The sequence below is a fragment of the Arthrobacter sp. 10T419 genome (assembly GCF_056394105.1).
In genome coordinates, this window is the sequence record NZ_JBFTHF010000002.1 from 339,890 (window position 1) to 357,971 (window position 18,082).

Sequence of the window (18,082 nt, forward strand, 5' to 3'; positions counted from 1 at the left end):
CTCGGTGGTGCCGGAAGCGGTGCCGGGGAAGCCAGCCTGTAGAAGGCGCGGAGAGGCGGGGGTATTGGTGGTTGATGTGATTGTTGCGGGCGGCGGTCCGACGGGGTTGATGGTGGCCGGCGAGCTCGCCTTGGCCGGGATAGATGTGGCGATTGTGGAACGCCGACCGACGCCGGAACTGGTGGGCTCGAGAGCGGGCGGGTTCCACTCGCGGACGATCGAACTCCTCGACCAGCGCGGGATTGCAGACCGGTTCCTCGCCGAGGGCAAGGCCGTCCAGGCGGCATTCTTCGGCACGACGGCCCTGGACCTGGGTGACTTTCCTACCCGGTATCCGTACACGCTCGGCTTGTGGCAGAACCACATCGAGCGGATCCTGGCAGGCTGGGTGGAAGAGCTGGGTGTGCCGGTTCATCGGGGGCTCGACGTTGCCGGCTTTGCCCAGGACAGCGGCGGTGTCACCGTCCAGCTCGCCGACGGCGGTGCGAGGCGCGCGCTGTACCTCATAGGCGCCGACGGCGGCCGGAGTGCCGTCCGGAAGGCGGCCGGCATCGAGTTCCCCGGCTGGGATGCGACGAGGAGCAGCCTGATCGCCGAGGTGGAGGTGACGGAGGAGACGCCAACGGGCATGCGCATCGACGAGGTGGGGGTCCACGGGCTGCACCCGATGGAGGACGGGCGAACCATGCGGGTGGTCGTGACCGAGAAGCATCTCGGACCGGCCACGGAGCCGACCCTGGCTGACCTCGCCAGGGCGCTGGTCGAGGTCTACGGCACGGACTTCGGGGTCCATACTCCGACCTGGATCTCGCGGTTCACCGACGCCACACGCCAGGCCGCGGCCTACCGCAGCGGCCGTGTGCTGCTCGCCGGGGACGCCGCGCATATCCACTCTCCGTCGGGTGGCCAGGGGATCGGCCTTGGGATCCAGGACGCCGTGAACCTCGGCTGGAAACTCGCCCAGGTGGTCAAGGGACAGGCGCCGGAGGGCCTGCTGGACAGCTATCACGCCGAGCGGCACCCCGCCGGGGCACGCGCGCTACAGCACACGATGGCACAGTCCGTTATGCAGCGGTCCGACCCGCGCATCGGCGCATTGGCCGACACTGTGGCCGGCCTGCTGACGATCGATGAGGCCCGGAAACGGCTTGGCGGCCTCATCTCCGGCCTCGACGTCCGCTACGACCTGGGGGAGGGGCATCCGCTGCTCGGGCGCCGGATGCCCGATCTCGACGTCGTCACCGCCAGCGGTCCGCTGCGCGTGTTCAGCTTCCTGCACAACGCCCGCGCGGTGCTGCTCAACCTCGGGGCGCCAGGCAGCGTCGACCCGGGGCCGTGGGCGGACCGGGTGCAGCCGGTGGACGCCATGTACGACGGTGGATGCGAGCTTCCGGTGATCGGTCCGGTGAGCGCCCCGGCTGCCGTGTTGATCCGTCCGGACGGGTATGTGGCGTGGACGGGAGACGGAACCTCGCGGGGGCTGGCCGAGGCGCTGGCCAGGTGGTTCGGGCCTCAGGGCTGACTAGCCACGGCCCGCCTGGGTGACAAAGTGCTCAACCCGGCGGTCCGGCACCAGCCAGATCAGGGCCACCACGGTGTACACGGCAAGCCCGAGCAGCGGTTGTACGACGCCCACGGCAATCCCGGTGAGGTAAATCAGCGGCGACGCCTTGCCCTTCCAGTCCCGGCCGACAGCGCGTGCCAGGGCGCCGTCTCTGCCCTGCTGGCGGATCAGTGCCTGCTGCAAAATGAAGTAGGCGATGGCTGCACAGAACAAGTTCATCCCGTAGACCAGCACCGGTACCTGGACGAAGCCGGTTTCATCCATCCAGCGGGTCGTGAAGGGGAACAGCGAAAGCCAGAACAACAGGTGCAGGTTCGCCCAGAGGATTGACCCGTTGACGTGGTCGGCCAGGTGGATCATGTGGTGGTGGTTGTTCCAGTAGATTCCAACGTAAACGAAGCTGAGCAGGTAGCTGAGGAAGGTTGGCAGGACATCAGCCAGGCCATGCCAGGTCGGTTCCTCCGGCACCCTCAGCTCCAGGACCATGATCGTGATGATGATGGCCAGCACGCCGTCGCTGAACGCCTCCAAGCGGTTCTTGTTCACACCGTTTCCTCCATCAAGTCATCATGCTCGCGGCAGACTCCAACGGCAACGGCAACGCAACGGCAACGCCGGTCGGATCAGATGTTGGCAGCCTCGCGCGGAGAGGAACTCCTCCACCACTGCGGCGAACTCGTCAGGCCGCTCGATCTGCGGCATGTGCCCCGTCTTAGCGAAGACATGTGACTCGGCGTGCGGCAGTGCCGCCGTCGCCGCCGCCAGATGGCTAAACGGCAGGATGTGGTCGTGGGAGCCCCACAACACCAGGGCGGGTATCTCCGACGTCGCCAAAGCACCAAGCAGGGACGTCCGCCATTCGGCCCGAACGCCGGAGACTGTGCCAAGGTCGCGGGCGACGTCCAGCAGCGCCCTGCGGTGCGTGGCCCGTCGCGACAGGGCGAAAGCGTGGCCAACCCGGTCGTCGGTCACCAGCCTCTTGTCATAGAAGATCGACTCGACCGTGCGGCGGGAGGTCGCCGCAGCGGGACGCATGAGCAGGGCCGCGAGCGGCCGAATGGTAAGCAGGCGCAGGACCAGCGCAACCTCCTTGCCGAATCCGGCGCTGTTGGCAAGAACCAGGGCGGAGACGCGGTCCGGATGGTCGGCCGCCAGTTTCATGGCGACGGCCCCGCCGAGCGAGTTGCCGATCACGGGCAGCGGCTCGTGCACCCCGACGGCGTCGAGGAAGGCCGGCAGGGCGTCGGCAAGCTTTGCCAACGTCGCCGGCCCGGAGAGGCGGGCAGAGTACGCGAACCCGGGCAGGTCCACGCTGATGACCGTGTGCCGTGCCGCGAGACGATCGTGCTGCTCGTTCCAATCCTCCAGGCTCTGGCCGATGCCGTGCAGGAGCAGCACGGGATCCCCGCTGCCGGTCTTCCGGAAGCGCAGCCGCGCACCGCCGACGTTGACGTATCCCGTTCCAGGAAGCTCAAGAGGGCCAAGCGCCGCCGTCGTACGTCCGAACGCGCGCACCTGCTGCCCGCGCCGGCCGAAACGGACGTGGTCCGTGACCCGGCCGGCCCTGAGCAGGGCGAAGTCGCGCAGATAATTCTGGTGCAGCCGCCAGGGTGAGCCGGCGCCCTGCCGGGGGAGCTTGTCCTCGCCGCGCAGGATGTACCCGGCTTTCAGGTCGATCAGCGAAGTCAGCCCCGCGTCCGCAACCTCGCCGGGCGCCGCGGGTGCAACCCACTGCAGGTTCCGGCGGTCGAGGTGCTTGAGCAGCCGGCAGATATAACCCGCGACCAGATCGGCCTTGAGCGTCCATGACGCGTTCGTGTAGCCGATGGTGAGCGCAAAGTTGGGTACGCCGTCGAGCATCATGCCCTTGTAGGTCAAGGTCTTGCCGACGTCCACGGGCTCGCCGTCCACGGTGAGGGTCATTCCGCCAATCACCAGCAGGTTCAGCCCGGTCGCCGTGACAATCACGTCGGCAGGAATCGATCCGCCGGAAACCAGGTCAATCCCGTCCGGGGTGATCCGGGAGATCTCGTCGGTCACGATGTCGGCAGTGCCGGCGCTGATCGCCCGGTAAAGGTCCCCATTGGGGATGGCGCAGACCCGCTGGTCCCAGGGCTGATACGACGGGGCCAGGTGCGTGTCGACCGGAAAGCCGGCCGGCAGTTTGGCGACGGCTGATTTCCGGAGGATCGCCTTCATCGTTTCCGGCCGCCACCGGCTGAGCTGGTACGTGAACATCGAAAAGAGAACGTTCTTGGCCCGGACGACGTCGTAAGCCAGTTGGGCGGGCATCTTGCCTCGGAGGCGGTCGGCCAGGTGGTCCCGGGAGGGCACGGGGGCGATGTAGGTGGGGGAGCGCTGCAGCATGGTGACCCTGGCGGCCGTCTTCGCCATCGACGGCACGAGCGTCACCGCGGTGGCGCCGCTGCCGATGACCACCACCTGCTTGCCCTCGTAATCGAGGTCGGCCGGCCAGTGCTGCGGGTGGACGATCGATCCGGTGAAGGTGTCGGCGCCCTCGATGGCCGGGGTGAAGCCCTCGTCATAGCGGTAGTAACCCGAGCAGACGGACAGGAACGAGCAGGTAAAGGTGGCGGGCTTGCCGGGACGGGATGCCGCAGCGTCCTGGCGGTACTCGCCGCCCGACGTCGGGACCGCCGTCACCGTCCACAGCGCGGTTTCGCTTGACCACTCGGCCGAGACGACCCGGTAATTCAGCCGGATCCGCGATTCGAGACCCTCGTCCGCGACCGTCGCCTGGATGTACTCGCGAATCGAATCGCCGTCGGCGATGGCCTTGGCGCCGGCCCAGGGCCGGAAGGAGTAGCCGAGCGTGTACATGTCGCTGTCGGAGCGGATGCCGGGGTACCGGAAGAGGTCCCAGGTGCCTCCGACGGCGCTGCGGGATTCCAGGATCGCGAACGACTTCCCGGGCATCTCGCGTTTCAGCCGGCTGGCGAAGCCTATGCCGCTCAGCCCGGCGCCGACAATCAACACATCCACGTGTTCGCTCATACCGCCAAGTTATCGACTTAGTGTTGAGAGAGTCAACACGGCGTCGGAAAGTTGGATTAGGATGGGCGGCATGGTTCAGCGAGGAAGACGCTCCGCAAAGGTCTCGGGTGATGAGCGCCAGGACACAATCCTGATTACCGCCGAGGCCCTCCTGGCCGAGCGGGCCTTCGACGATATTTCGATTGAGGAGCTGGCCCGCGGCGCCGGCATTTCACGCCCTACCTTCTATTTCTACTTCGGGTCCAAGGACGAGGTGCTGCTGGCCCTGCTGGACCGTGTCATCACCGAGGTTGAGCACCGGATCGGTGACCTGCCGCGCGATTTCGAGAGCGACCCCGCGGTAGCCTGGACCCGTTCCATTGGCATGTTCGTCGAGGTGTTCGCGGCCCACCGGGGTGTTTCCACGGCGGCGATCGCGGCGCGCGCCCGCAACGAGGAGGTGCGTGCGCTCTGGTCCAAGTCGATGCAGTCATGGGTCGACTTCTCCAGCGACGTGATCCGGTCCGAGCAGGCACGAGGCGCTGCGCCGGAGGGCGTCGACGCCCACGACCTGGCCGTAAGCCTCAACCTGATGAACGAACGGGTGATCACCGCGGTCCTCAACCAGGAGAGTCCCGCCATCCCGGAGTCCAGCGCCCTGCACGTGTTATCGACCATCTGGATCCGCAGCATCTACGGCTCCGACAACCCCGGCCGACGGTAACGTCCGCGCCGAAAGGAAGAACGCAAATGGCAGAAATCAAGACCCTCACCGTGCTTGGCACCGGAGTACTCGGCTCCCAAATCGCCTACCAGGCCGCGTTCCACGGGTTCGCCGTCACCGCCTACGACCTCGACGATGAGGCCCTCGACAAGGCCCGCTCCCGCTTCGCGCAGCTCGCCGGCATCTACCGGGCGGCGAACATTGCCGGCGCCGGGGAGGGCAAGGCCGAGGCGGCTCTCGGCAACCTTCGCCTCACCGCCGACCTCCGGGGCGCCGTCTCCGAGGCGGACCTCGTGATCGAGGCCGTACCCGAACTGCTCGAGCTCAAGCGGGACGTGTACCGCAAACTCGCGGAGCTGGCCCCCGCCAGGACCATCTTCGCCACCAACTCCTCAACCCTGCTGCCCAGCGACCTCAAGGAGTCCACCGGCCGCCCCGACCGCTTCCTCGCCATCCATTACGCCAACAACATTTGGGCGCAAAACATCGCCGAGGTGATGGGCACCGCCGACACCGACCCGGAAGTGTTCGACGCCGTCGTCGAGTTCGCGCGGAACGGCGGCCTGGAGCCGATCGAGATCAAGAAGGAGAAGGCCGGCTACGTGCTGAACTCGCTGCTGGTTCCGTTGCTGAACGCGGCCGCCGGCCTGCTGCTGCAGGGCATCGCCAGCCCGGAGACAATCGACAAGACCTGGCGCATTGCCACCGGGGCGCCGAGCGGACCGTTCCAGATTTTCGACGTCGTCGGCCTGGGCACCGCGTACAACATCGCCGCCTCCTCGCCGGACGCCGGGTCTCAGGCATTCGCTAAGTATCTGAAGGACAATTACATCGACATGGGCAAGCTCGGTGTCGCGACGGGCGAGGGCTTTTACCGGTACTGAGCCATGCCGGCGCCACGTGCGTCCCGGGTGTCAGCCCCGGCCGTTCGTGTCCAGGACCGTGACGCTCAGGGGCATCCGGTTGGCCCGGCGGAGCCGCCCGGCCAGCACGTTGCGCACTCCACGGGTCACCATGGTGGTCTTCGTCAGATACCGGAACTCGGCCGCGTCCGACGTTACGAGATCCAGGAGGGGGCGCACGGCGTCGTCGGGGGTCTGCCCCCACAATCCGACGACGACCTGCAACGCGCCCAGCCGATGGTCGTACCCCGGCTGGGACGTGATGTGCCCCAGCAGGTCCGTCACCACCAGCCCCGGGTTCATGCCATGCACCCGGACGCCGGTGCCTCGGGTCTCCAGCCGCAACGTCTCGGTGAACTGCCGGACCCAGCGCTTGCTTGACGCGTAGGCATTCTGCAGCGCGACGGGCCCCCGGTCGCCTTGGCCGTAGACGTTGACGAGGTCGCCGCGGCCCTGGCAGAGGAACACAGGCAACGCGACTCTCGATCCGTGGAACGTGCCGAGGATGTTTGTGCGCACCACCCGCGTGAAGTCGTCGACCGGTGTGGACGCCGTGGGCCCGAAGACGCCGGAGACTCCGGCGTTGTTGACCCAGATGTCGAGCGTCCCGCGGCTTTGCGCCTCGTCGCGAAGGGCCTCCACGTCGGCGAGCTCCCCGGTGTCGCAGCGACGTCCGGACGCCGCGATCCCTTCCGTTCTCAGCCGCTCCACGGCGGCGGCGACGTCGGCGTCGGATCTTGACGCCAGCACCACCGTCGCCCCCTGGTGCCCCAGCAGCCGCGCCATGGCAAAACCCAAACCGCGTGTCGAGCCGGTCACGACCGCCACGCGTCCGTGGAGGACGTCCCGTTGCGAACTCATGCTTCTCTCATACGCGCAGCGGCCGCGGAGAGCAAGAGTTGTCATCGGACTCCGTGCCGGGGTGGAACGAGGCTCAAGGCTTGGTCATCGACTTGGGCGGCGGCGGGAAGGGTGCGGCGGGGTAGAGCGGGGCCACCTGCTGCATGTAGTTGGCCCACTGCGGGCCGGCGAGCATGTAACCGTCAATGTTCCGGTAGAACTTGCCGTTGATGGTGACGTTCTGGCCTGGCCGTTTCTGGCCCGCCAGGGTGTCGCCGAAGAATGATGCGGTGGCCAGGCCGGTGGTGTAGCCAACCACCCAGGTCGCGCCATTGTTGTTGGAGGTGCCGGTCTTGGCAGCCACCGGAACTCGGGCCTGGACCTTGGGTTCAATGTAGATTCCCGACCCCCGTTTCAGCACGTCCTGCAGCACGGCATTCACGCCGCGGGCCACTTCGGGCCTGACCGCGCTCCGGCAGTCGCTGGCCTGGGCCGGAAGCTCCCGTCCGGCGGCATCGGTCACCGCGGTGATCGCGATGGGGGCGCAGTACTTGCCATCGGCGGCGAAGGTGGCAAAGGCATTCGCCAGATGGAGCGGCGCCACCCCGATGGCCCCGAGCAAGTTGCCCAGCTGGTGCATGTTCACCCGGGCGTTGTCCACGCCGCTGTGGAGGCCCACCGTGTCCACCATTTTCTGGATGCCGCAGAAGTCCAGCTGGGCGGCCTCGGCGAAGGTTGCCGTGTTGATGGAGTTGTAGAGCCCGTAATTGACGGGCATCTTGCGGTAGTAGCCCTCATCATTGTTCTTCAAGTCGTCGGCGGCACCGAGGGCCCTCTGCGCTGTGTTGTAGGCGCCGAGGACCTTGCCACAGCTGGACTTCCAGGGGAAGTCCAGCGGATAGACCCGCCGGGAAGCATCCACCTTGGTGAGCATGGATTTGCCTTCATTGAGCCACTCCGCGAAAGTGAACGGTTTCATTGTGGACCCGGGCTGGAATCCGCCGGCGCCGTTCAGGTCCTTGCCGTTGGCGTCCTTGGAATCGACGTTGAAGTTCAGCTGGGTGTCGAACTTTCCGGGGGCGGGCAGAAACACGGTGTTTTGCGCCATGGCGAGGATCTTGCCGGTGCCCGGCTGGATAGAGACCAGGGACGCGCCCCATTTGTCCGGGTTGGCCCCGGCTGTGGCGTCGACCTGCACCTGGGCGGCCGCCTGCAGCCTGCTGTCCAGCGTGGTGGTGATGGTCAGGCCGCCGCGGTACAGCCTCCTTTCGCGTTCCGTGGTGTCGGCGCCGTAGGCCGGGTTGTTGAGGATCAGGTGGGAGACATAGTCGCAGAAGTACGGGGCCATGTCCGCCGCGGAGCAGCCCTGCTTTGCGGCGGCGATTTTCAGCCTGACACCGCTGGCGACGGCGGCGTCATGGGCAGCCTGGGTAATTTTTTCCTCGCTGAGCATCTTGTCCAGGACCTGGTTGCGCCGCTTGATGGAGTTTTCCGGATGGACGGCGGGGTCGTAGAAGCTGGGACTGTTGACCAGGCCGGCCAGCAGGGCAGCCTGGGGCAGGGTGAGAGCCTTGGCGGTGGTGCTGAAGAAATGCCTGGCTGCGGCCTCAATGCCGTATGCGTCGCGGCTGAAGAACACGATATTGAGATAGCCCTCCAGGATCTGTGCCTTGGTGTACTTCTTTTCCAGCTCGATGGCGAGCTTCATCTCGCGTACCTTGTCGCCGATGTTTTTCTGCCCGCTGAGGATGACCTGATCGCTCCGGTCCGCCGACAGCAGGGACTCGTTGATTACGTTCGTGACGTACTGCTGGGTGAGCGTGGATGCTCCCTGTCTCGCGCCGCCGGTCAGGTTGGAGGTGAGCGCCCGGAGAATGCCCTGCGGGTCGACGCCGCCGTGTTCGTAGAAGCGGCTGTCCTCGATGGCGACAATCGCATCCTTGATGTACGGGGACATCTGGTCCAGCCTCACCTTCACACGGTTCTCCGCGAAGAAGGTGGCAATCGGTTTCCCGTCCGCGCTCAGGACTTTGGTTGACTGCGACGGCGCAGTCACGGCCAGCTCGGAGGGAAGGTTATTGAAGAACGTGATTGATCTGCTGACGGCGACGCCGGCCGCCGCCACACCGGGGACCACCAGGCTGGCGGCCAGAACACCGCAGAACGCGCTCACTATCAAGAACCCGAGGACCCTCCTAAAGGCCGCGGCCAGCCCAGCTCCGAATCGCTTTTTCTGCGCCATTTTCTGTCCAGCTATCACGCTCAAAATCTGTGCCCAGATTAGGCCGGGCCGCCCCCGAAGGACCAGTGCCGGAAGGCCTTCCCGCTGCCGGCATCCGGGAGGCACGACACCCGTCCGCTTCCGGGAGCCCGAGTCCCTGTGAGAGTTCAACATTCTTTGCCGAGCAGCAGGCCTCGCCGTTTCCGCTGCTCGCCGCAATCGCCGCCGCACCTCGCGCATCGAACTCGGCACCGGCGTGATTGACATGCGCTTCGAGAACCCGCTCTATATGGCCGAGGAGGACTCCCGGGCCCAGGCGGATGCCCGGGACCAGATGGGGTACCTCGACGGCGGCCTTGACCGCTTCGGGCGCAGCTACGCCGGCGAACCCGAGCCCTCGTGCAGGAGCTCTCCCGTGTGCCGGCGCCCCGGTCGGTGGCCAATGACTCTTCCCGCGAGGGGCGTGTCGCTGGTAGGCCGGTAATCAGGTCCTGATTGTTCCAGTCGTCCGGGAGGCCCCATGGCCGAGGTAATCATTGGCACTTCCCGCGGCGAAATGCCGGCCTACGTGGCCACGCCGTCCGGCGAAGGTCCCTGGCCCGGCGTCGTGGTTATCCATGACGCGCTGGGCCTGAGTCGAGACACCCGGGGGCAGGCCGACTGGCTGGCCCGCGAGGGGTTCCTCGCAGTGGCACCGGACCTGTTCTACTGGGACACCAGGGCAGCCTGCCTCTGGTCCCTTATCCGCGGCTGGCGGCCCCTCGGCGACCTGGACCTCACCCGCGCCTGGCTGGTGGCACGCGGCGACTGCACAGGCCGCGTCGGGGTGATCGGCTTCTGCATGGGTGGTGGCTTCGCCCTCATGCTCGCACCGGATCACGACTTTGCCGCGGCCAGCGTGAACTACGGCGGACTCGACGACGCCACGGCCCGGGCCATGCCGCGGGCCTGCCCAATCGTGGCGAGCTACGGAGCAAGAGACCGCTGGCCGGGGGTGCGCCGGGTGCCCGCCCGGCTGGAACCGCTGCTGGCTGACGCGGGGATAGACCACGACATCAAGGTCTATCCCGGCGCGGGCCACGGCTTCCTCAACCGGCATGGCCCGTCAGACCTGACGTTCGGCGACAAGTTGCTGGCGAAACTGGTGGCCGCCGGTTACCACGAGCCCTCGGCCGAAGACGCCCGACGGCGGATCCTGGCGTTCTTCCGGACGCATCTGAAACCTGAGGGGGTGCCACGATGACCTCGCACCGGATGGGGGGAATGGCCGGCGGAGTTGCCGCGTTTCTCACCGCCGCTTATCTGATGGTTGTGCGCCCGCGCCTGCTACGCGCCGGTGCGACCGACGGTGAAGTTCACGGACCCTACCCGGGTGCCGGGCTTATCCCGGACGGGACCCGAAGCGCCACGATGGCCGTGACCGTTGACGCGCCCCGTTCGCGCGTGTGGCCCTGGCTGGTGCAGATGGGAACCAGGCAGGGCGGCTGGTACAGCTGGGACCGCCTGGATAACTTCGGGCGCCGCAGTGCCGGGACAATCCATCCTGAGTGGCAGGATGTCGCCGTTGGGGACCGGCTGGCGGCCACGCCGGACGGCAGCCAGTGGTGGGAGGTCGCGGCGCTGGAACCCGAGAAGTTTCTGGGTCTGCGCATGTCGATCGATTTGCGCGGGCGTCCGTTCGACCCAGCGGGAGAGCGGCCCCGTCACTTCACCGACTCGCTGTGGGGGTTCGAGCTGAAGGACGCGGCAGGCGGCCGCACCAGGCTGGTGGTCAGCGGCTATTGGTCGTTCCGGCCCCAATGGCTTCAACCCGCGCTGAGTATCTTGGTGTTGGAGCCCTCGCACTGGGTCATGCAGACCCGCCAGTTCTCAAATCTGAAACGTCTCGTTGAGTCAGAAAGCAGCTGAACCCCGGAATCCGCCTCCGGCAGGGCCACCACCAGCGCCCTCTCCGACCCCGCTGCCCAGCAAACTGCGGGTGAGCGCCTCGCCGTCGGCCATCAGCTGGCCCACGGACGTCTGAAGGTGGCCGTCCGCGACCGGGACGCCGGCCAGGGCGGCCGCCACGACGGCACGGCGGATCAGTTCGCGGGCAAAGGAGGCCGTGGTTCCTTCGGTGCGGGCAGCCGCCTCATCAAGGGCGGCCGCACTGAAGGGGATCCCGCGTGAATACAGCTTGAGCAACGCCACGCGCTCGGGCTGCGCGGGCAGGGGAATCTCCACGGCCAGATCCACCCGCCCGGGGCGTTGCGCGAGGGCGCGTTCCAGCATGTCCACCCGGTTGGTGGTGAGGACGAACGCCACGTCGGCGTCGCTGGCCAGGCCATCCATCGCGTCGAGCACCTCGAATAGCAGCGGCTGGGGACCATGTCCGAAGCTGCGGTCCTCGGCAATGAGGTCACAGTCCTCGAGCACCACGATGGAGGGCTGCAGCGCCCTGGCCATGGAGGCCGCCTCGGAAATCCGGGCAAGCGATCCGCCGGACAACAGGATGGCAGTGGCACCTTGGCTCCGGCTCAGCAGATACCGCACCGTGTGGGTCTTTCCGGTGCCCGGCCGCCCGTAGAGCAGGATGCCCCGCTTCAGGTGCTGCCCGTACCGGTTGAGGGTGTCCCGGTGCTCGGCGATGCCGAGGGCATGGTCAGACACTTTCTGCAGCAGACCGTCCGGCAGGATGACCTCGGACGCGGCCAGATCCGGCCGGGCGTGGAAGGTCACGCCTGCCGCGCTGGGTCCGTACTCGCCCATGACAAGGGAGATGACCTGTCCCTTCAAGATGCTGTGGCGCTGCATCCGACGTCGGAACTCCGCGAGGAAGCTTGCGGCAGTATCGGTAGCGCCGGCCAGGACTTCCAGGGACGCCGTTTGCCGACCGTACCGGGGGTTGGCATCCCGTTGCAGCACCACGATCGGATGTCCGCCGTGACTGAACAGCCAGAGCCCCAGCGCCACGGCCTGCCGCTGCTCGTCAGGGCCCACCGCGAGGTTGGCGTAGTCCGGCTGGGAGAGCGGGAATTGGGGAAAGACCTGCGCCTGCTGCAGCATGTCGCTCAAGGAATGATGGTGTCGCTGGTCGCCGCCACCGATGCCGACCAGCCGGGACTTCGGATCCTCGCCCGCCAGCTCGGCCATTTGGATGTCTGCGTCGACGAACCGGTGCGGCGGAATCTCCTCCACCACGACAGAAACCGACCCGGCCGGCGCGCCCAAATGTTCGGTAAGCGTCGACAGCAACTGTGGTCCCGCCGGCGCCCGGTGCTGGCCGGACTGCGCAAGTTGCACAAGCTGCGCAAAATCGTCGATGAACTTCCCCAAATTTTCATCCATGCGCAGACCCTACCAGCGGCCGCCAGCGTAGCGTCCGCTGCCGCATCATCCGCTACTGCCCGTTCCGCTCGATCGCCTGGCCCAGGACCCGGGCGCCCTCCGGGAAGTCACCCGGGTTCGGCCCGGCGTAGTTGAGCCGGATGAAGGGACCCGCGGGTTCGGCAGGGAACCATTCCGTGCCGGCGGCGATCAGCACCCCGGCGCGCTCGCAGTCGGCGCTGAGCCGGTCGACCTCGGTCCCGTCAGGCAGGCGGGCCCAGAGGTTCAGCCCGCCCTTGGGGACCAGGGTCAGATGGGCCTGCGGGGCATGCTCGCGAAGGCTCGTGACCAGCAGGTCGCGGCGTGACTGGAGCTGGTGGCGGACGCTGCGCAGGTGCGTCTGCCAGGCCGGCTGGGTGACGACGTCGAGGGCGGCGGCCTGGAGGACGCCGCTGACGTACATCGACTCGGCCCCGCGGTCCGCGAGGATGCGGTCCCGAGCCGGGCCGCGCGCGATCACGGCCCCCACCCGCATGGCCGGCGAGACACTCTTCGTCAGGGACCGCAGGTATACGACGTGGCCGGAATCGTCACGCGCGGCGACGGGGGAGGGGGCCGAAGTGATGCCGAAGTCGTGGGCCCAGTCATCCTCCACCAAGAACGCTCCGTGCCGGCGCACGACCTCCAGGACCTCTTCGCCGCGCCGGCCCGTCCACTGCGCCCCGGTGGGGTTGGCGTAGTTGGCCTGCGCGTAGAACAGGCGTGCGCCGGTCTCCTGGAACGCGCGGTCCAACCCGTCCGGCTCCGGGCCGTCGGGTCCGCTCGGAACGGGAACGACGCTCACGCCGGCCTGGGCGGCAGCGAGAATCGCGCCCCAGTAGCTTGGGGATTCCATAAGCAGCGGCTGCCCGCTGCCCACCAGCGACCTGAAGATCGAGCTGAGTCCGCTTTGGGTTCCGGGCAGTACGACGACGTCGCTCGCAGCCGGCGGGGTGACGCCGGCCTGCATCGAGGCACCCAGCTCGTGCGCGAACCAGGACTGCAACTCCGGGAGCCCCGCTGCCGGTGCGCGGGACAGCGCCGCGTCGCCCCGGGCGGCCCTGGTCAGGGCCGCCCGGACCAGCCGTTCGGGCAGCAGTTCGCGGGCCGGGTAGCCGGAGTGCAGGGCGATGACATCGTTCGCCGCGCTGCGCATCGCGGTGGATGCCGGACGAAGCTGCGCGTGCGGCGTCCGCAGCGCCGCGGTCTGCCAGCCGTAGTCGGAGGGGCGCGCCGTCCGGATCTCCCGGACGAAGGTCCCGACGCCGGGCCGGCTCTCGATGAGCCCCTGGGCGGCAAGGACCTGCAGCGCCTTCTGCACCGTGACGGGACTGGCCTGGTGTTCGGCCACCAGCGACCGCGTAGACGGCAGCCGGGCTCCGGGGGCGGCACGTGCGATCCACTCTTTGAGCTGCGTCACAATCCGTGAACTGCTATCGTGGTTCATGAGAGACAATAGTAGCGCTACTGTACTTTTTCGCCCAGTGATACCGACCCCTCGGTCCGGCCGTTCCGGCGGCGGCCTCGGGTGGGGACTGCTCGGAGTTGCGGCGTTCTCCTTCACCGTTCCCTTCACCCGGGTGGCGGTGGCGGGACTGTCGCCCTTGTTCATCGGCTCCGGCCGGGCGGTCGTTGCCGCGGCCCTGGCTGCCACCGCCCTGGTGCTGACCCGTCAGCGGTTTCCGCTGGGCCTTCAGTGGGCCCGTCTCGCGGTGGTCGGCGGCGGGATCGTCGTCGGCTTCCCGCTGCTCACCTCGTTCGCGCTGACCAGTGTGCCCGCCAGCCACGGCGCAGTCGTTATCGCCCTGCTCCCGGCCGCTACCGCCACCGCCGTCGTCCTCCGCGGCCACGAACGTCCGCGCGCGGCTTTCTGGTTCGCTACGGCTGCCGGCGCCGCGGCGGCCCTCGGCTTCGCCTTCGCGCAGCCCGGGGGCTTCGGGCAACTGCACTGGTCGGACCTGCTGCTGCTGGGCGCGGTCGTCGCCGCAGCCATCGGCTACGCCGAAGGGGGCTTCCTCGCCCGGGAGCTCGGTGCGTGGCAGACCGTCTCGTGGGCGCTCGTGCTCGCCGCGCCGTTGATGCTGTTTCTGGCCGCGTGGACGATGATCCAGCAGCCCCCGTCGGGTACTCCGGCGCAGTGGGCCGCCTTCGCCTACCTCGGCGTCGTCAGCATGTTTCTCGGCTTCTTCGCCTGGTACCGCGGCCTCGCCATCGGCCCCATGACCCAAGTCAGCCAGATCCAGCTGATCCAGCCGGTGCTGAGCATCGCCTGGGCCGCGCTGCTCCTTGGTGAAACCTTGACGCCGACCACCCTGGTTGGCGGGGCCGCGGTAATTGCCTGCGCGGGCATCGCCGTCCGCGTCCGGCTGAGGCCAACACCGCCGCCACCGCGGCCCTGACTTTTCCCGCACCCCACCCAACGGCAAAGGACAATCCCATGTACATCCCAGCGCACTTCGCGGCGGGCCCCGGCGCCGTCCGTGACCTGCTCACCACCCCGGCGGCCGCCAACCTGGTCACGACGACCGCGCACGGCATGCTCGCCACCTTGCTGCCCTTGGTTTACGATCCCTCAATCGGCGAGCACGGGGCCCTGCACGGCCATCTGGCCCGGAATAACCCGCAGTGGTCCGAGCCGGCTCTCGGCGAGGCCCTGGTCATCATGCAGGGCGCCGACGCCTATATTTCACCGGGCTGGTATGCATCAAAGGCCGAACACGGGCGCGTGGTCCCGACCTGGAACTACTCCACGGCCCACGTCTACGGCACCCTGGTCATCCACGATGATCCGGCCTGGCTCGTCGGCCACGTCAGGCGGCTCACCGACCTCAACGAAGCCGGTTCAGCCCGGCCCTGGTCCGTCGACGATGCGCCGGAGCGGTACATTGCCGGCCAACTGCGCGCCATTGTCGGCGTCGAACTGCTGATCAGCAGGATCGAGGCGAAGACCAAGCTCAGCCAAAACCGCTCCGATCAAGACGTCGACGGCGTCGTGGCCGGACTCGCGGGGTGCGGGCACACAGCCAGTGCCCGTGACGTCGAACGCGCACGCCGTGAGCGGCGCCCGGACCTGGGAGGGTAGGCCGGCTGGGGCCGAACTGCCGCGCCCCTACCGTTCGTCGCTGGCGTAGCTGAGCCCGATCTGGCTTCGGACAGTGTCCAGCGCGGCCATGACCTGGACCGTCTCGCCGGGTGACAGCACGTCGTTGGCCACCGCGCCGTCGGCAATGAGCCGCTCGACTTCCCACGCCTGGTACTGCATGCCGCGGCCGGTGGCCGGCTGGTCAAAGCGCTCAACGACGTTGCCGCCGTCGTCGTACCGGGTGAAACCGGTGGGCGTGTACCAGACCGGGTCCATCTCGATGCTGCCTTCGGTGCCGATCACCGCGGCGCGGTTGGGCCCAGCGGTGTCCAGTGCGCAGTGCAGCACAGCCTGCTGTCCGTCCGCGTATTCGAAGATAATCGCGGTCTGGCGGTCGACGCCGGTGGCCGTCATGCTGGCGGCTGCCTGGATCCGGGCTGGCTCGCCGAACACGTCGAAGGCGAAGGAGACCGGGTAGATCCCCAGGTCAAGGAGGGCTCCGCCGCCCAGGGCGGGGTCGTTGAGCCGGTGCGCCGGATCCTTGGGCAGGTTCTGGTTGTGGTCCGCAATGACGGTCCGGACCTCCCCCAGGGCACCCGAGCGGATCAGTTCCCGCACCCGGACCATGTGCGGGAGGTAGCGCGTCCACATCGCCTCGAGGGCCACCAGCCCCTTCGATGCGGCGAGGTCCAGGATTTCCTGCGCCTGCCACTCGTTCATGGCGAACGGCTTCTCCACCAGCACATGCTTGCCGGCGTTGAGGGCCAGCAGTGCGTTCTCGTAATGGAACGGGTGCGGCGAGGAGATATAGACGACGTCCACCTCGGGGTCGTTCACCAGCGCTTCGTAGCTGCCATGGGCCGCGGGCAGCCGGAACCTGCCGGCGAACTCGCGGGCCGTCGCGAGGTTCCGGGAGCCCACCGCCTGGACGTTGAAGCCGTGTTCCACCAGGTCCGAAGTCTGCAGCCCGGCGATTAATCCGGTGCCGAGGATTCCCCAGCGGACGCCGCCGGGGGAGTCGGAGCTTTTGGGGGCGCGCGTCGCAGCGGTGTCTGACATGGCTTCGGTTCTCCTTGGGCTGGCGGTCAGGTCGGCGTCGCTGCGTACGGATCGCAACGACGCCGTCTGAGCATGCTAGCCCGGCCGCGGAGCCGGCCGGGGACGAGTCACTTGCAGGTGCAGCGCTGTTCGGTGGGCACCTCGGCCATGACGGAGTCGACGTGCTCGCCGCAGCCGGCCCAGGTGATCTTTCCACAGCTATTGCAACGGACGGGACTGCACATTGTTTTCTCCTTAAGTGGGTGCTGCTGGTTGGGTGCTGCGTTGGTTTGGTATTGCTGGCGGTTAGGACGCGGGCGCGGCGGCCATCTTGGCCCGGATTTCTTCCATGTCCAGTCCCTTGACGGCGGTGATGAGTCCGTCGAGCCCGCTGGTGTTCATGGCGCCGGGCTGCGAGAAGACGAGGATACCCTCTCGGAAGGCCATCAGGGTGGGGATCGAGGTGATGCGTGCTGCCGCGGAGAGCCCCGGCTCAGCCTCCGTGTCCACCTTCGCGAAGACGACGTCGGGGTGGGCTTCGGAAGCTTTGCTGAATGTGGGGGCAAACATGCGGCACGGACCGCACCAGGCTGCCCAGAAGTCCACCAGGACGATGTCGTTGCCGGAAATGGTGTCGTTGAAGGTCTTTTCAGAAATGTCGATGGTTGCCATGCTCCAAATATATACCCCCGGGGGTATTGGTGCAAGCGTGCTCCACGGGGGAGGTGGATGGCGCGGGGTCTTGATCAAATACCCCCAGGCGCCGAGGTACAGAGGCTAACTCTCGACGAAATCCGTACCCTCTTCCTGCGCCTGACCTGACGCCCCGCGGCTTGAGCGGCGCCCCCGGCGACTCCGGGCGAACAGCGGCAGATTTTGAACCTCGATACCCCTGGGGGTATATTTATGAGTGGCTGGATCGGCCACATGCCCCTGCCGAACGCCTCCCGAAAGGTGCACATCAATGGACATTACCGCCCAGCAACTCAACGAACAGCTCAAGAGCGGCAGCGACGCCCAGGTCGTGGACGTTCGCGAATCCGACGAGATTGCTTCCGGCATGATTGCCGGCGCCCGCCACATCCCGCTGGCGCAGCTCCCGGCCCGCTTGGGGGAACTGGACAAGACCCGTCCCGTCGTCGCCGTCTGCCGCAGCGGCCGCCGCAGCGCCGCAGCCGCCGACCAGCTCGCCGCCGCCGGCTTCACCGCCTACACGATGACCGGCGGGATGCTCGACTGGTCCGACGCCGGGCTGCCCGCCGGCTGACACTCCCCATGGACTGCCCGGGCGGCGCCTCCCCCCATGCGCCGCCCGGGCCTCCACCTGTCCTGACTGCGCCCTAACGGGCTTCAGGCCGGTGGACGGCGGCCC

General features: G+C 67.6%; 16 protein-coding genes and 1 pseudogene. 9 read left to right on the forward strand and 8 right to left on the reverse strand.

All coding sequences use genetic code 11. From position 1 onward, the window contains the following. Nucleotides 1-67 precede the first annotated feature (67 nt). Nucleotides 68-1,522: an FAD-dependent monooxygenase gene (locus AC1DBD_RS05160; protein ID WP_476981571.1), complete on the forward strand. Its 1,455-nt coding sequence runs from the start codon at nucleotides 68-70 to the stop codon at nucleotides 1,520-1,522. Here the strand turns inward: AC1DBD_RS05160 and AC1DBD_RS05165 are convergent, their stop codons facing one another. Together AC1DBD_RS05165 and AC1DBD_RS05170 are read right to left on the reverse strand one after the other, a co-directional pair. After that, nucleotides 1,523-2,110, reverse strand: a complete 588-nt coding sequence (locus AC1DBD_RS05165) for a TMEM175 family protein (protein ID WP_476981572.1) — start codon at nucleotides 2,108-2,110, stop codon at nucleotides 1,523-1,525. A gap of 21 nt (nucleotides 2,111-2,131) precedes the next feature. Continuing rightward, nucleotides 2,132-4,579, reverse strand: a complete 2,448-nt coding sequence (locus AC1DBD_RS05170) for an alpha/beta fold hydrolase (RefSeq protein WP_476981573.1) — start codon at nucleotides 4,577-4,579, stop codon at nucleotides 2,132-2,134. A 70-nt stretch (nucleotides 4,580-4,649) separates the two neighbouring features. Between AC1DBD_RS05170 and AC1DBD_RS05175 the strand changes: the two genes are divergently transcribed. Further along, nucleotides 4,650-5,282 carry a TetR/AcrR family transcriptional regulator gene (locus AC1DBD_RS05175; RefSeq protein WP_476981574.1) on the forward strand — a complete coding sequence of 211 codons (633 nt, stop codon included), beginning with the start codon at nucleotides 4,650-4,652 and terminating at the stop codon, nucleotides 5,280-5,282. A gap of 26 nt (nucleotides 5,283-5,308) precedes the next feature. Next, nucleotides 5,309-6,166 carry a 3-hydroxyacyl-CoA dehydrogenase gene (locus AC1DBD_RS05180; RefSeq protein WP_441417633.1) on the forward strand — a complete coding sequence of 286 codons (858 nt, stop codon included), beginning with the start codon at nucleotides 5,309-5,311 and terminating at the stop codon, nucleotides 6,164-6,166. 30 nt (nucleotides 6,167-6,196) lie between these two features. Here AC1DBD_RS05180 and AC1DBD_RS05185 read toward each other — a convergent pair whose 3' ends face one another. Then, nucleotides 6,197-7,045 carry an SDR family oxidoreductase gene (locus AC1DBD_RS05185; RefSeq protein WP_476981575.1) on the reverse strand — a complete coding sequence of 283 codons (849 nt, stop codon included), beginning with the start codon at nucleotides 7,043-7,045 and terminating at the stop codon, nucleotides 6,197-6,199. A 73-nt stretch (nucleotides 7,046-7,118) separates the two neighbouring features. After that, nucleotides 7,119-9,266, reverse strand: a complete 2,148-nt coding sequence (locus tag AC1DBD_RS05190; RefSeq protein ID WP_476981576.1) for a transglycosylase domain-containing protein — start codon at nucleotides 9,264-9,266, stop codon at nucleotides 7,119-7,121. Nucleotides 9,267-9,451: 185 nt separating this feature from the next. Here AC1DBD_RS05190 and AC1DBD_RS05195 point away from each other — a divergent pair. The 3 genes and pseudogenes from AC1DBD_RS05195 to AC1DBD_RS05205 form a co-directional block, all read left to right on the forward strand. Next, nucleotides 9,452-9,597, forward strand: a pseudogene (locus AC1DBD_RS05195) (LLM class flavin-dependent oxidoreductase); the annotation flags it as partial. A gap of 168 nt (nucleotides 9,598-9,765) precedes the next feature. Beyond that, the gene (locus tag AC1DBD_RS05200; protein WP_476892421.1) at nucleotides 9,766-10,488 is read left to right on the forward strand and encodes a dienelactone hydrolase family protein; all 723 of its coding nucleotides are present in this window, start codon (nucleotides 9,766-9,768) and stop codon (nucleotides 10,486-10,488) included. Continuing rightward, nucleotides 10,485-11,153: a hypothetical protein gene (locus tag AC1DBD_RS05205; RefSeq protein ID WP_476892422.1), complete on the forward strand. Its 669-nt coding sequence runs from the start codon at nucleotides 10,485-10,487 to the stop codon at nucleotides 11,151-11,153. Before AC1DBD_RS05200 ends, AC1DBD_RS05205 begins: the two co-directional genes overlap by 4 nt. On the opposite strand, the gene AC1DBD_RS05210 is transcribed toward AC1DBD_RS05205, so the two are convergent. Next, a complete protein-coding gene (locus tag AC1DBD_RS05210) occupies nucleotides 11,139-12,572 on the reverse strand; it encodes an AAA family ATPase (RefSeq protein WP_476981577.1) in 1,434 nt (477 codons plus the stop codon). The two genes, AC1DBD_RS05205 and AC1DBD_RS05210, sit on opposite strands and share 15 nt — an antisense overlap. A gap of 52 nt (nucleotides 12,573-12,624) precedes the next feature. Further along, the gene (locus AC1DBD_RS05215; RefSeq protein WP_476981578.1) at nucleotides 12,625-14,037 is read right to left on the reverse strand and encodes an aminotransferase-like domain-containing protein; all 1,413 of its coding nucleotides are present in this window, start codon (nucleotides 14,035-14,037) and stop codon (nucleotides 12,625-12,627) included. Here AC1DBD_RS05215 and AC1DBD_RS05220 point away from each other — a divergent pair. Both AC1DBD_RS05220 and AC1DBD_RS05225 read left to right on the forward strand, forming a co-directional pair. Beyond that, nucleotides 14,036-14,989, forward strand: a complete 954-nt coding sequence (locus tag AC1DBD_RS05220) for a DMT family transporter (RefSeq protein WP_476981579.1) — start codon at nucleotides 14,036-14,038, stop codon at nucleotides 14,987-14,989. The two genes, AC1DBD_RS05215 and AC1DBD_RS05220, sit on opposite strands and share 2 nt — an antisense overlap. Before the next feature lie 38 nt (nucleotides 14,990-15,027). Continuing rightward, the gene (locus tag AC1DBD_RS05225) at nucleotides 15,028-15,672 is read left to right on the forward strand and encodes an FMN-binding negative transcriptional regulator (RefSeq protein WP_476981580.1); all 645 of its coding nucleotides are present in this window, start codon (nucleotides 15,028-15,030) and stop codon (nucleotides 15,670-15,672) included. Between the two features lie 27 nt (nucleotides 15,673-15,699). On the opposite strand, the gene AC1DBD_RS05230 is transcribed toward AC1DBD_RS05225, so the two are convergent. Together AC1DBD_RS05230 and trxA are read right to left on the reverse strand one after the other, a co-directional pair. Beyond that, on the reverse strand, nucleotides 15,700-16,731 hold the full coding sequence (locus AC1DBD_RS05230) for a Gfo/Idh/MocA family protein (RefSeq protein ID WP_476981581.1): 1,032 nt from the start codon (nucleotides 16,729-16,731) through the stop codon (nucleotides 15,700-15,702). Between the two features lie 285 nt (nucleotides 16,732-17,016). Next, on the reverse strand, nucleotides 17,017-17,382 hold the full coding sequence (gene trxA, locus AC1DBD_RS05235; protein WP_476925636.1) for a thioredoxin: 366 nt from the start codon (nucleotides 17,380-17,382) through the stop codon (nucleotides 17,017-17,019). A gap of 292 nt (nucleotides 17,383-17,674) precedes the next feature. Here trxA and AC1DBD_RS05240 point away from each other — a divergent pair, with 292 nt between their 5' ends. Then, nucleotides 17,675-17,977, forward strand: coding sequence for a rhodanese-like domain-containing protein (locus AC1DBD_RS05240; protein WP_476916806.1), 303 nt, complete (start codon nucleotides 17,675-17,677; stop codon nucleotides 17,975-17,977). Nucleotides 17,978-18,082: the final 105 nt, after the last annotated feature.